Here is a 12,948-nt window from a genome sequence, read left to right on the forward strand (position 1 = left end):
GTGCCGAGTGCCGCCGCCCACCTCCACCCCCCTGCCGCCCCGGCCCCCGCTGTCGCCGAGTGCACGGGTTGTTCTCGAGTGCACGGCTTCTCGACGTGAAGATGCCGTGCACTCGGCGCGAAGCCGTGCACTCGGCGCAGGGGTGAAGGGGGTGCAGGGGCGCAGGGGGCGAGGGGCGGGAGTGACCGGGCGGGAGTGACCGGGCGTCAGCGCGGGCGGCGGGGGCTGTCGGGGTTCATCAGCGAGTGGCGGCGACCGTAGGCGAAGTACACGATGAGCCCGATCACGAGCCAGACGCCGAAGCGCAGCCATGTCTCCCAGTGCAGCTGCGAGATGAGGAACAGCGAGAAGCCGACGCCGACGATCGGCACCACCGGCATGAACGGCAGCCGGAACGTGCGCGGGGCATCCGGCTTCGTGTAGCGGAACACGACGACGGCGATGCACACGACGACGAACGCCGCCAGGATGCCGATGTTCGTCAGGTCGGCGACGGCCCTGATCGGGAAGATTCCCGCGAAGAACGCGGACCCGATGCCGGCGATCCAGGTCACCCGCTGGGGCACACCGCGACCGTCGACCTTCGAGAACCAGCCGGGGAGCAGTCCGTCGCGGCTCATCGAGAACCACACGCGGGTGGCGCCGAGCAGGAACGTGAGCATGACCGTGAGGATCGAGAGCACCGCGAACACGGAGATGATCGACGCGATGACGGGCAGCCCGACGCTGGAGAACGCCGACGCGAAGCCGGCCTTCGGATCGATGTCCTGGTAGTTCTGCATCCCGGTGAGTACCAGCGTCGCGGCGACGTAGAGCAGCATGGCGATGACGAGCGACAGGATGATCGCCTTCGGCATGTGCTTGCGCCCGTCCTTCGCCTCTTCGGCCGCGGTGCTCATCGCGTCGTAGCCGAACACGGCGAAGAACACCGTCGCCGCCCCGGTGAAGACCGGACCGAAGCCGGAGGGCATGAACGGGGTGTAGTTGTCGGTGTTGATGTAGAAGATGCCGAGCCCCACGATGAACAGGATCAGCAGGATCTTGATCGCGACCGCCACCAGCTCGAATCGGCCGAAGGTCTTGGTGCCGCGACTGAGGAGGAACGTCACGAGCAGGCAGATCAGGATCGCCGGGATGTTGACGACGCCGCCCGGCTGGTCGAACGTCTCGGTGACCGCGGTCGGCAGGTGCACGCCGAAGCCGGAGAGGAACGCGTCGAGGTAACCGGAGATCCCGATCGCCACGACGGCCACGATGGCCACGTACTCGAGGAGCAGATCCCAGCCGATGAACCAGCCGGTGATCTCGCCGAGCGCGACGTAGCCGTAGCTGTACGCCGATCCGGCGCGGGGGATCATTCCCGCGAACTCCGCGTACGAGAGTGCGGCGGCCGCCGAGGCCAGCCCGGCGATGAGGAACGAGATGACGACGGCGGGTCCGACGCCGGGGTTCGTGGCATCGCCGTGCGCGACGAGTCCGGCGAGCGAGAAGATTCCGACTCCGACGATGCCGCCGACGCCGATCGCGGTGAGCTGCCACAGCCCGAGGGACTTGAAGAGACCGCTGCTCTCCGCCTCTTCGTTCAGATCGCCGACGGGCTTGCGCCGCCAGACGGAGTACGCCGGATTCTTCGGATTCGTGCGGGGCATCCTTGCCTCCCTTAGTGGCCGCCCTGGTGGGGGCGGCGAGCGATGGCTGAGCTTTTGGCCTGTAACACGTTACGCCCGCCTCAGCTGCCGCTCAATCAGACTTCTGGCCAGTTCCGACGCCCGGGCGTGCGCCCATCCGCAGCATCCGTCGGGCCACCACCACCGCCGCTGCCGCTGCCGCTGCCGCTGCCGCCGCTGCCGCCGCTGCCGCCGCTGTCGCCGCTGCCGCTGCCACCGCTGTCGAGTGCGCGGGATGTTGCCGAGTGCACGGGGTGCTCCCGCGACGAAGCCGTGCACTCGGCGGGAAGCCGTGCACTCGGCGAAGGGGGAGGGGGAAGGGGGCGGGGCGGGGCGAGGGGGGAAGAGGAGGGGGCTCAGCCCGCGGGGATGCCGACGAGCTCGGCGCTGCGCTGCCAGAGGGCCTCGGCGAGATCCGGGTCGTGCACCTGCGGATTGACCTTCGTGGTGAGGGTGCGCTCGTCGTAGTAGGCGCCGGAGAGCCACGTCTCGCCGGGAGTGCCCTCGAGGAACCAGCGGAGGGTGTCGCCGCCCTTGTCGGCCCCGATCAGCAGCAGGTGCTTGAGGGGCGTGCGGTAGAGCAGCCGCATGACGCTCGACGAGTCGGACGCGAAGTTCGTCTGCACGGTGCCGGGATGGAACGCGACCGCGCTGAGCCCCTCGGCATGGAACTTCGTGTGCAGGCTCTTCGCGAACAGCACGTTGGCGAGCTTCGTGTCGCCGTACGCCTTGTTGGGGGTGAAACGGCGGGTGTTGTCGAGGTCGTCGACGTCGATGTGCCCGAAGATTCGGTGGGCGATGCTCGAGGTGTTGATGACCGCCCCGCCGGATGCCCGCAGCTGCGGCAGCAGCAGGTTCGTGAGCAGGAACGGTGCGAGGTGGTTGACCTGCATCGTCTTCTCGAAGCCGTCGACGGTCGGCGTCTGATCCCCGAAGATGCCGCCGGCGTTGTTCGCCAACACGTGGATGCCGTCATCGCCGACGGCATCCGTGATCTTCTCCGCCAGGGCCCGCACGTCGTCGAGGCGGGCGAAGTCGGCGGTGAACCACTCCGCCCCGGCCTCCTCCGCGATCGCGCGGGTCTTCTCGACGGACCGGCCGATCAGGATGAGCCGGTGCGGTGACGGCGCGAGTTGGCGGGCGGCCGCAGCTCCGATGCCGTCGGATGCTCCGGTGAGGACGATCGTCTTCTGAGGCACGGGTCGCGTCACTCGGCCGTCGGGGTGATGCGACGGACGGCCCGGGTCACGTGCTCGGCGATGACCGCCTGCGCCCGGCCGGGGTCGCCGCTGGCGATGGCGTCGACGATCTGCTGGTGGCTGTGCACGTGCTCCTCCTGCTCGGCGGGGTCGAGGGCCGCGTTCGCCGCGTGCAGGAAGCCGGTGATGCGGCCGCGCAGCTGCCCGCTCAGCTCGTCGAGGAAGCGATGCTCGGCGAGATCAGCGAGGGTTTCGTGGAACAGGCGGTCCTGGCGCAGGACCTCGTCGATGTCGCCGGGTGCCGCATCCGACATCGCCTGGATGATGGCCCCGAGTCGGGCGGCGGATTCCTCGTTCCACCGCTCCTGCACACGGATGGCCATGAACTGCTCGAGCACGATTCGCAGGCTCGAGATCTCTTCCAGATCCTGGGCACTCAACTGCGCGACGCGGGCGCCGCGGCGGGGCTCGCGGGTGATCAGGCGTTCTTCGGCGAGGCGGGTCAGGGCTTCGCGCACGGGGATGTGACTCACCCCGAGGCGGTCGGCGAGCTTGCGCTCGACGAGGCGCTCGCCGGGGGCGAGCTCTCCGGAGTGGATGGCAGCGCGCAGCTCGTCCGCGACCTGTTCGGCGATGTTCTGATCCGAGACGCTGCGCATTCGGGGGCCCTCTCGATCCGCGGCGCAGCCCCGTCGAGCGGGCGCGCATTCGTTCGCTCGATGCTATGGCATTTCGCGGATGGGTGGACACCGGCCGAGATCTGCTAGATGCTATAGCAAGCCCACACCAACGAAGGAGTTGTCATGTCCAGGAACGCAATCGCCCCCGATACGCGCACGCCTGACCAAGTCGGGGCCTCCGCCATGAAGAAGGCGATCTGGCGGCTCGGCCCGTTCCTCGGGCTGCTCTACCTCGTCGCCTACATGGACCGCAACAATGCGGGCTTCGCCAAGCTCGAGATGACGGCGGCGCTGCAGATCACCGAAGCCGCGTTCGGGTTCGCCGCCGGCATCTTCTTCATCGGATACCTGCTGTTCGAGGTGCCGAGCAACCTCCTCCTCGAGCGCTTCGGCGCCCGCAAGTGGATCGCGCGCATCATGGTCTCCTGGGGTCTGGTCGCCGCCCTCACCGCCTTCGTGCAGGACGCCACCCAGTTCGCGATCGCCCGCTTCGTCCTGGGCATCGCCGAAGCCGGCTTCTTCCCCGGCGTGCTCCTCTACCTCACGCTCTGGTTCCCGCGGCAGTACCGCACCCAGGTGCTCGCGGTGTTCGTACTGTCCAACCCCATCGCGAACGCGGTGGCCGCCCCGCTCTCCGGCTGGATGCTCGAGCTCCACGGCATGTGGGGACTCGACGGCTGGCAGCTCGTCTTCCTGCTGCAGGGCATCCCCGCCGTGCTCCTCGCCTTCGTCGTCTTCTTCTGGCTGCCCGACCGTCCGCAGGATGCGCGCTGGCTCGATGCGACCGAGCAGCGGTGGATCAACGACACCCTCGCCGCCGAGACCGCCGCGACCGAGCAGAAGCACGGACGTCTGCGCCTGCGCGAGGTGTTCAGCAACGGACGCCTGTGGACCCTGATCGTGCTGTTCTTCGGCGTCGTGTTCGGTGCGTACGGTCTGGGCATGTGGCTCCCGACCATCGTGAAGAGCATGGGCGACTTCTCCAACGTCACGACCGGCTGGCTCGTCGCGCTGCCGAACCTGTGCGCAGCGCTCGTCATGCTGCCGTGGGAGCGCGCCGCCAGGAAACAGGGCAACATCCCCCTGCAGATCGGCATCACGCTCACCATCACCGCCCTCTCGCTCATCGCGGCGGTCGCGGCGCAGGGCACGCCGATCCTCGCGCTCGCCGCGCTGTGCGTCGGCATGTCGGCCCTGTTCTCGACGACGCCGCTGTTCTGGAGTCTGCCGCCGATGGTGCTCACGGGCACCGCGGCCGCTGCCGGGCTCGCCTTCATCAACTCGGTCGGCAATCTCGCCGGGTTCGCCGGTCCGTACGCGATCGGCTGGATCAGCGAGACCACGGGATCGGCGATCTGGGGGTTGCTCCTCATCGCGGGGCTCACGTTGCTCGGCGCGACCATCGCGTTCGTGCTGAGCCGGCGCGCGGACTTCACGGTTCCCGCCGAGGTCCTCCTGAAGGCGGACGCGAAGACCGGGGTGCGCTGATGGTCGCTGACGCGGAGGGGAGCGTGCGCTCCACCGGGCGCCGCGCCCTCATGGCCGGGCTCGGTGCGGTCGCGCTCGGCACTGCCGGCTCCCTCGCCGCCACGACACCCGCGCAGGCGTCGCCCGTCGCCATGGGGGCGAAAGACATCACCCGGGCGGAATCCGTCGCCGAGCTGTCGCGGCTCCGCGCGCGGGACGGCGAGGTGGCGATCGTCGCCGGGTACCGGACGCCGGGCGACGCCGGGCTGCTCGTGTACGTGGGCAGCGAGAACGGGAAGCTCAAGCCCAACGGCGGCACGGTGATCGCCGGCAAGCGCGGCACCAGCTGGCTGCTGCAGCACGACGGCACCGTCGACTTCCGGGTGTTCGGCATCACGGGGCCGAAGACGGCGGCCGACGATGCGCTCGCCGCGATGGTGAACGATCCCCGCATCGCCCGGATCGAAGCCCACACGGATCTGCTGTTCCAGCGGCGGCATCGCTTCACGCGGTCCCACCTCGAGATCGACTTCGGCGGTCACGTCATCTCGACGGAAGGCATCGAGGCGAACTCCCACGACAACCCGTTCGGTGCGGTGATGTTCTTCACCGGGGTGTCGCGAGACGTCGTCGTCGAGCATCAGCTGGCGGAGGCCTGGCCCGAGCTGACGGATGCCGTCGCCGTGCCCGACGCGTCGAAGTTCCCGGTGGACTCCTGGTGGGCGGTGCAGTGCGACCCGGTCGCCGGAGGCGGAGCCGATGAGCGCGAGATCCAGCGGTTCGTCCAGGTGACGCAGCAGATCGACGGGACGCACATCCGGATCGACTACCTCAACGGGTGGCCGCTGGACAAGGGACGCAAGCTCACCTGGCGACAGATGGCCCCCGTCGAAGGAGTGCGCATCTCGAACATGCGGTTCCTCGGCGCCGGCCCCTTCGACGGGCCCACCGACGGCTCGTTTCCCGACTCCCGCGAGCTGACCGGATCGCATCCGATCGCCTTCGAGTACGCGATCGGATGCGATGTCGCCGATGTGCACGCGAGCCGCACCTGGTGGCCGGTCGTGATGCGGAGGTGGAACACCCACTTCACGACCGAGCGCTGCTCCGTCGAGAACCCGCCCACGGTGTTCTACGGGGGCGCGGGGTACCTCACGCAGCAGATCTACTGCCTCTACGGCCGGGTGAGCGACTGCACGTCGTCGAACGCGCGGCACCTCAACGACCTGACCGCCAGCGCGTACTGCATCGTCGAGAACTGCCACGGTGACGGCGACGATCAGGGCGGGAACCCCTTCACCACCCACGGTCAGTACGAGCACGACCTCACCTTCATCGGCAACTCGGGGCTGATGGACATCGCCAACTCCGGCGCGCAGTGGGGCACCTCCGCCAAGCGGATCACGGTGCGCGATCACGTCTGCTCGTGGTTCGTCGCCGGCACCAAGATCAGCGATCTGACGCTCGAGAACGTCCGCGTCATCGGACGGTCGACCTTCGACCCGCAGGCGACCATGACGATCAACGCCGACGGCGCCCAGCTGCGCGGCTGCACCGCCGGACTGCTGGCCATCGGTCAGCGCTCGGCCCGATCCTCGCGGCCGACGACGATCGAGGACTGCACCTTCGCGCTCTCCAAAGACCAGGTGCTCATCCAGACCCCGGTCACGGTGCCCGTGAGCTTCGTGCGCTGCACGATCACGGGGATCGACGGGGTGAAGGCGCGCGGTGCCGGCGCCGTCGAGTTCGTCGACTGCCGGTTGAGCGGTCCCGCGAAGGGTGCTGCGGCCGAGTTCGGTGCGTCGCGGGTGACCATCCGAGGCGGCGCGGTGCGCGATGTCCTGCTCACCGCGACCGCGGTGCGCGACCAGGTCATCGCGGTGGACGGGGTCGAGCTCAGCACCGAGCGCGGCGAGGGAGCCATGCTGTCCCGAGCCGCCGGTTCCGGGGTCATCACCTGGCGTCTGAACGGCGTGACCTCGACGGCGCCGAAGGGCGTGGCGCACGTCGACATCGGCACGGGCGTCAACCACGCACGCGTCACCGGCAGCCAATTCGTCGGCGGACGGCTGCGGCTGGCCGACGGCTTCTCGGAGCCGTCCACGCTGCTGTTCAGCGACGACGTCGTGCGTGGCGCCGAGGCGGATCTCCCCGAGGCCGGAGACCGCGTGCTGATCGCCGACGTGCTGACGATCGCGTGAGCGGCGGCATCATGGAGCACATGGAGGACTTCGAGTGAACGACACCTCAGCCGCGACGCACGTCGGCGATCGCATCCGGATCCCGCGCACGCGGGCGCGCATCGGCGTGGCCCGGCAGGACATCACGCCGCCGCTCGGCATCCGCGCGAAGAACTGGGGTCCGGCCGACTGGGAGCGCTCCGAGGGGGCGCATCGGCCGTTCGAGCTGACCGCGCTCGCCGTGATCGGCGGTGACGAGCGCCCGCGGCTGCTGCTCGCCGTGGACGGCACCTGGTGGCGGCGGGTGGCCGACGAGCAGGGCGTGCGCGGGGCGATCCTGGCCGGACTCGGGCTCGACCCCGACCAGCTGATGCTCTCGCTCTCGCACACCCACGCGGGCGCGGTGCTCTGCGCGGCCGACGCGCACCTGCCGGGCGGAGAGCTGATCCCGGGGTACCTCGAGGCGCTTGCCGCCGCGGGCATCGCCGCCGGGCGGGAGGCGCTCGACGGGGCGGTCCCCGGACTCATCGAGTGGACCAGCGGGCGCTGCACGCTCGCGGCCGATCGAGAACTCGACGTCGACGGTCGCGCGCTGGTGGGCTTCAACCCCGCCGGCGCCGCCGACGACACGGTCATGATCGGCCGCCTCAGCGTCGACGGGGTCGTGCGCGGCACGCTCGTGAATTACGCGTGCCACCCGACCACGCTCGCCTGGCAGAGCCGGGAGGTGTCGCCGGACTACGTCGGCGCGATGCGCGAGATCGTCGAGGCCGCCACGGGTGCGCCGTGTCTGTTCGTGCAGGGCGCCTCCGGCGAGCTGGCCCCGCGCGAGCAGTACACCGGCGACGTCACGGTCGCCGACCGCCACGGACGCTCGCTCGGGCACGCGGTGCTCGCGGCCCTCGACTCGCTGCCGGCGCCCGGGGAGGAGTTGACGCTCGAGGGCGTGGTGGAGTCCGGTGCTCCGTTGGCGATCTGGGCAGGGCAGGCTGCTCGGGGCGGGGAGGGCGCGGCCGGTTCGGTGACGAGCGTCGAGTTGCCGCTGCGCGACCTTCCGACGCTCGACGAGCTTGCCGAGGAGTGGAAGGACATCGACCCCCGCTCGCGCGAGGAGCGCCTCGGTCGCGCGCGCAACCTGCGCGACGGCTACATCGACGGCCCGACCGTGCAGCATCCGGTCTGGGCCTGGCGGCTCGGGGATGCCGTGATCCTCGGGCACCCCGGCGAGGCGTACTCGCGCTTGCAGACGACGTTGCGGGTGAGGTTCCCGGAGACGCCGATCGTCGTGATGAACCTCACCAACGGTCCCGGCTTCGTGTACCTGCCGACGCGGGACGCGTATGAGCGCGGGGCGTATCAGGCGTGGCAGACCCCGCTCGCGCCGGGCGCCCTGGACTTGCTCGTGGAGCACGTCACGGCGGTCGTGGCGGACCTGATCCCCCGCTGACCCGCCCTCCGACTACACTTGCTATAGCAAATCTCGAACCCCTGAGGAGAGCAATGACCGCGCCCGTCGCCATCGTCACCGGAGGATCCGCCGGCATCGGCTGGGAGATCGGCCAGCGCCTCGCCGCCGACGGCTACACGGTCGTCGCCGCCGACCGCGTGCCCGGACTCACCGCGGGAGAGAACCCCGCCGGCATCCTGTGGCGCGAGCTCGACGTGACCGACCACGCCGGCGTCGACCGGGTTTTCGGCGAGATCGAGGCCGAGCTCGGACCCATCGAGGTGCTCGTCAACAACGCCGGCATCCAGCGCCATCGCGGCATCGAAGACCTCAGCTGGGACGAGTGGTCGGCCGTGGTCGACGTGAACCTGCACGGCGTCTTCTCGGCACTGCAGGCCGCCGGCAAGCGGATGCTGGAGCGCGGCGAGGGCCGCGTCGTGAACATCTCGTCGATCTCCTCGCGCGGTTCGTCGGGGCGCGCGCCGTACGCCACCACGAAGGCCGCGGTGATCGGCCTCACCTCGACCGCCGGTGCGGAGTGGGCCTCGCGCGGTGTGCGGGTCAATGCGGTCGCCCCCGGCTACGTCGACACGGGTGTCTTCCGGCAGGGCGTCGAGGCGGGCACCCTCAGCCTCGACACGATCCTGTCGCGCATCCCCGCGAAGCGCCTGGGTGAGGCGAGCGAGATCGCTGCGGCGGTCAGCTTCCTCGTCTCCGACCAGTCGCGCTACATGAACGGTCAGACCCTGTACGTCGACGGTGGTTTCATGGTCGACTACGGCGTGCCCCTGGCGAAGAAGCCCGAATGAGCGCGATCGCCCGCATCGACACGGCCACGGCCGCGCTGCCCCTGCCCGCCCCGCTGCAGCTGGGCGCGATGACCGTGACCCGCCGCGAGTACAGCGCGGTGCGGGCGACGGCCGACGACGGCACGACCGGAGTGGCGTACTGCTTGTCGCGCGAGGCGCCGATGGCCGAGATCGTCGATCGGCTCGTCGCCGCGCACGCAGTGAGTGCGGATGCCGACGACCCCGCGTCGACGTGGGAGCGGATGCTGCGCGGCAGTGCCATCGTGGGTCGGGTGGGGCTCGTGCGGCGGGCGATCGGGCTCGTCGACATCGCGCTGTGGGACATCGCGGCCCGGCGGGCGGACGTGCCGCTGTGGAAGATGCTCGGCACCGGAGACGCCCCGCGGGACTCGATCCTCGTCGCCGCGTATCCGTCGGCTTCCCGCACGCCGCGCGAGGTCGCCGACGAGGTGCTCGCGCAGGCAGACGGCTGGACGCACGTGAAGATCTCGCGCATTCCGGATCCGGCATATATGCGTGAGCTGCTCGCTCTGCTGAACGCCGAGCTGCCCTCCGCGACCGGCCTGATCGTCGATGTCGGCTTCGGTTGGCCGGATGCCGATGCCGCCCTGGCCGAGATCGCGCAGTGGGGCGACCCGCAGCTGGCCTGGCTCGAAGACCCGCTGCTCCCCGAAGACGCCGCGGGGGTCGCGCGCATCCGTCGGGAGTCGGGACTTGCCGTCTCGGTCGGCGATGAGGTCACCGACCCTGCGGTGCTGAAGGCTCTGGTCGGGGTCGGTGGAGTGGAGGCGCTGCGGATCGACGTGGTCGCGATCGGTGGTGTGACCCCCGCGCGCGAGCTGATCGCCTGGGCGGCCGAGCGCAGCGTGCCGGTCTCGGGGCATGTCTATCCGGAAGTCACCGCTCACCTCGGCATCGGCGTCGAGACCTTCGCGCGGGGCGTCAACCCCTACGACCCGGCGCCGTCTTTCGTGCGCGGCGGACCGTCGTTCGAGGGGCGGATCCGGCCGACGGATGCCGTGGGCCTCGGGTTCGCGCTCGATCCGGGCGTGTTCCGGTTCCGGAAGGGCTGAGGGCGGTCACGCCGCACGTTCTGAAGGAGAACTCGCGGAATGAAGGCTGTCCTGCGCTGTCGGCTCCTTCATTTCGAGAGTTCTCCTTCGCGACGGGGGCCGCGCGGCCGGGGAGAGCGACCTAGCGCCGCACGCTGCACGGAGCCGGACGCTGCTCGACGCCTGGCATACCTAGAACCACATCACCGGAGATACGCGTCCACGAGGAGTGCGCCGCGGATCGCCCGCAGCTCGTCGAGAATCCGCGCGATACTCTTCCCGCTCACCGACGACAGCGCGAGGTCGTGCGGCCCGAGGGGCTCGAGCTTCCCGGTGCGGATGCGGATGACCTCCCACCCCGCGGCGCGGAGGGCGCGGTCTTTCCGCAGATCGGCATCCTGTCTCTTGCCGACGTGCTCCAGACCGTGACGGCCGACCGTGTCGTACTCGAGCGCTACCCGCAGCTCCGGGAACACGATGTCGGGCCAGATCTCGGTGTGGCGGAAGAACGGACGCGACACCTTCACCGCGTTCACGGCCGCGTCGAACTCGATCCGTGCCGCGAGCTCCGCGCGCAGGCGTCCTTCCGTCGCGGATGCCGGCCGCGGCGCGCACTCGCTCACGAACGCGGTGCCGGCGGGAAGGTCGGGAGTCTTGGTGCAGAGTGCGGGTGCGGGGCGACGGGGCTTGCGGGGAATGGCGCGTGCTTCGCCGAGCACGACCGGTTGCGGGCGGGCCAGCGCGGAACACTCCGGGCACCAGGCGGAGCGGCGCCGCACCTGCCCAGGGCGTTCGCGCTGCTCGGCCGGGGTGGCGGCGAACCGATGCCCGACCGGGCACTCCCAGCACAGGAGCACGTCCGCGGCGAGCGGGATCTGCGAGAGGGCGATGCCGTGGTTCAGCTCCGGGTGGTACTGGCGGATCAGCTCGGGGTACGCCGCCCATCCGGCGCGGTAGGTGCCCACGTCATACGGAACGGCGCGACCGCGGGAGAACTGCCGTCGCGCCCACCACTGCATCACCGGTTCCGGCACGCGCCGACGATATCCGCGAGCACCGACATCCCGCCGCCCCTGCTCGATTCCGACCCGGATGTCCCCGGTCCGTGCGACGATCCGCACGTCGACGGGAGAACGGATGCGCGGGGAAGCCACGGTGCTGCACGCCGACCTCGATGCGTTCTACGCCTCGGTCGAGCAGCGTGATGCGCCCGAGCTGCGCGGTCGTCCCGTCATCGTGGGCGGCGGGGTCGTGCTGGCCGCGAGCTACGAGGCGAAGGCGCGCGGTGTCCGCACGGCGATGGGCGGCCGGCAGGCGCGCGAACTCTGCCCCGACGCCGTCGTCGTCCCTCCGCGCATGGACGCCTACTCCGCCGCGAGCAAAGACGTGTTCGCGATCTTCCGCGACACCACGCCGCTCGTCGAGGGCCTCTCGATCGACGAGGCGTTTCTCGAGGTCGGGGGTCTGCGACGCATCGCCGGTACGCCGGAGCAGATCGCGGCGCGGCTGCGCGAACGCGTGCGCGCGGAGGCCGGGCTGGCGATCTCGGTCGGGGTCGCTCGCACGAAGTTCCTCGCCAAGGTCGCCAGCGCCGTGAGCAAACCCGACGGCCTGCTGGTCGTCGAGCCCGAGCGGGAGGAGGAGTTCCTGCTGCCGCTCCCGGTCGAACGGCTGTGGGGTGTGGGAGCCGTGACGGCCGAGAAGCTGCACCGCTACGGCATCCGCACCGTCGGCGAGCTCGCCGAGCTCGAAGCCGCGACAGCGGAGCGGATGCTGGGCAAGGCGACGGGCGCGCATGTGCACGCGCTCGCTCGGCTACGGGATCCGCGACCGGTCGACGCCACTCGGCGGCGGGGATCCATCGGCTCGCAGCGTGCGCTCGGGAGACGCCCGCGATCTGCCGAGGAGCTCGACCTCATCCTCACGCAGATCGTCGACCGGCTCGCTCGGCGGCTCCGCGACGGCGACCGCGTCTGCCGCACCGTCGTGCTGCGCCTGCGCTTCGGCGACTTCACGAAAGCCACCCGTTCTCGCTCGCTGCGCGCTCCCACCGACCGCACCGCCATCGTGCTCACCGTTGCCCGTGCCCTGCTCGCCGCGGCTCAGGCCGACATCACCGCGCGCGGCATCACTCTGATCGGCATCTCGCTGTCGCAGCTCGACCGCGCAGGAGACGTGCAGCCCGAGCTGCCGATCGACTGGGGTGATGAGGCGCGCCTCGACTCCGTGCTCGACACGCTGCGTGACCGCTACGGGTCGACTTCGGTCTCGCGGGCGGCGCAGCTGGGTCGCGACCCGGGGTGGTCGTCGCCGATCCTGCCCGAGCACGAGTGAGCCGCGCCGGGCCTCGCACGTTCGGCCGCTGCGACCGCGCGTTCGGCAGCTGTGCCCGCGCGTTCGGTCGCTGTGACCGCACGTTCGGCCGCTGTGACCGCGCGTTCTGAAGG

At 70.4% G+C, this 12,948-nt stretch carries 11 protein-coding genes; 6 read left to right on the forward strand and 5 right to left on the reverse strand.

The window, feature by feature from the left end:
- Window positions 1-206: 206 nt before the first annotated feature.
- The 4 genes from DW298_RS07305 to DW298_RS07315 form a co-directional block, all read right to left on the reverse strand.
- Window positions 207-1,649, reverse strand: coding sequence for an amino acid permease (locus tag DW298_RS07305; RefSeq protein WP_136041787.1), 1,443 nt, complete (start codon window positions 1,647-1,649; stop codon window positions 207-209).
- A 95-nt stretch (window positions 1,650-1,744) separates the two neighbouring features.
- On the reverse strand, window positions 1,745-1,918 hold the full coding sequence (locus DW298_RS19730; RefSeq protein ID WP_205820285.1) for a hypothetical protein: 174 nt from the start codon (window positions 1,916-1,918) through the stop codon (window positions 1,745-1,747).
- 105 nt (window positions 1,919-2,023) lie between these two features.
- On the reverse strand, window positions 2,024-2,866 hold the full coding sequence (locus DW298_RS07310; RefSeq protein ID WP_136041788.1) for an SDR family NAD(P)-dependent oxidoreductase: 843 nt from the start codon (window positions 2,864-2,866) through the stop codon (window positions 2,024-2,026).
- Between the two features lie 8 nt (window positions 2,867-2,874).
- Window positions 2,875-3,525: a GntR family transcriptional regulator gene (locus DW298_RS07315; protein WP_136041789.1), complete on the reverse strand. Its 651-nt coding sequence runs from the start codon at window positions 3,523-3,525 to the stop codon at window positions 2,875-2,877.
- 144 nt (window positions 3,526-3,669) lie between these two features.
- On the opposite strand from DW298_RS07315, the gene DW298_RS07320 reads away from it, so the two are divergent.
- The 5 genes from DW298_RS07320 to DW298_RS07340 are packed head-to-tail and all read left to right on the forward strand — an operon-like array spanning window position 3,670 to window position 10,522.
- The gene (locus tag DW298_RS07320) at window positions 3,670-5,034 is read left to right on the forward strand and encodes an MFS transporter (protein ID WP_136041790.1); all 1,365 of its coding nucleotides are present in this window, start codon (window positions 3,670-3,672) and stop codon (window positions 5,032-5,034) included.
- Complete coding sequence (locus DW298_RS07325; protein ID WP_240745048.1) at window positions 5,034-7,214, forward strand: DUF4148 domain-containing protein; 2,181 nt, start codon at window positions 5,034-5,036, stop codon at window positions 7,212-7,214. Before DW298_RS07320 ends, DW298_RS07325 begins: the two co-directional genes overlap by 1 nt.
- Before the next feature lie 34 nt (window positions 7,215-7,248).
- Complete coding sequence (locus DW298_RS07330; protein WP_136041791.1) at window positions 7,249-8,640, forward strand: hypothetical protein; 1,392 nt, start codon at window positions 7,249-7,251, stop codon at window positions 8,638-8,640.
- A 53-nt stretch (window positions 8,641-8,693) separates the two neighbouring features.
- Window positions 8,694-9,449, forward strand: a complete 756-nt coding sequence (locus DW298_RS07335; protein ID WP_136041792.1) for an SDR family oxidoreductase — start codon at window positions 8,694-8,696, stop codon at window positions 9,447-9,449.
- Window positions 9,446-10,522: an enolase C-terminal domain-like protein gene (locus DW298_RS07340; protein ID WP_136041793.1), complete on the forward strand. Its 1,077-nt coding sequence runs from the start codon at window positions 9,446-9,448 to the stop codon at window positions 10,520-10,522. Before DW298_RS07335 ends, DW298_RS07340 begins: the two co-directional genes overlap by 4 nt.
- 182 nt (window positions 10,523-10,704) lie before the next feature.
- Here DW298_RS07340 and DW298_RS07345 read toward each other — a convergent pair whose 3' ends face one another.
- The gene (locus DW298_RS07345) at window positions 10,705-11,520 is read right to left on the reverse strand and encodes a zinc-ribbon domain-containing protein (protein WP_205820292.1); all 816 of its coding nucleotides are present in this window, start codon (window positions 11,518-11,520) and stop codon (window positions 10,705-10,707) included.
- 118 nt (window positions 11,521-11,638) lie between these two features.
- Here DW298_RS07345 and dinB point away from each other — a divergent pair, with 118 nt between their 5' ends.
- Window positions 11,639-12,835: a DNA polymerase IV gene (dinB, locus tag DW298_RS07350; protein WP_136041795.1), complete on the forward strand. Its 1,197-nt coding sequence runs from the start codon at window positions 11,639-11,641 to the stop codon at window positions 12,833-12,835.
- The last annotated feature ends 113 nt before the right edge of the window (window positions 12,836-12,948 follow it).

Origin of the sequence: Microbacterium sp. A20 (assembly GCF_004794515.1) — a bacterium.
Lineage (GTDB): Bacteria > Actinomycetota > Actinomycetes > Actinomycetales > Microbacteriaceae > Microbacterium.

Bases quoted from the DNA above. Each gene is read 5' to 3' on its own strand.
- DW298_RS07335 (WP_136041792.1), top strand. From the start codon at position 8,694: ATGACCGCGCCCGTCGCCATCGTCACCGGAGGATCCGCCGGCATCGGC.
- dinB (WP_136041795.1), top strand. From the start codon at position 11,639: ATGCGCGGGGAAGCCACGGTGCTGCACGCCGACCTCGATGCGTTCTAC.
- DW298_RS07325 (WP_240745048.1), top strand. From the start codon at position 5,034: ATGGTCGCTGACGCGGAGGGGAGCGTGCGCTCCACCGGGCGCCGCGCC.
- DW298_RS07340 (WP_136041793.1), top strand. From the start codon at position 9,446: ATGAGCGCGATCGCCCGCATCGACACGGCCACGGCCGCGCTGCCCCTG.
- DW298_RS07345 (WP_205820292.1), bottom strand. From the start codon at position 11,520: ATGCAGTGGTGGGCGCGACGGCAGTTCTCCCGCGGTCGCGCCGTTCCG.
- DW298_RS07305 (WP_136041787.1), bottom strand. From the start codon at position 1,649: ATGCCCCGCACGAATCCGAAGAATCCGGCGTACTCCGTCTGGCGGCGC.
- DW298_RS07320 (WP_136041790.1), top strand. From the start codon at position 3,670: ATGTCCAGGAACGCAATCGCCCCCGATACGCGCACGCCTGACCAAGTC.
- DW298_RS07315 (WP_136041789.1), bottom strand. From the start codon at position 3,525: ATGCGCAGCGTCTCGGATCAGAACATCGCCGAACAGGTCGCGGACGAG.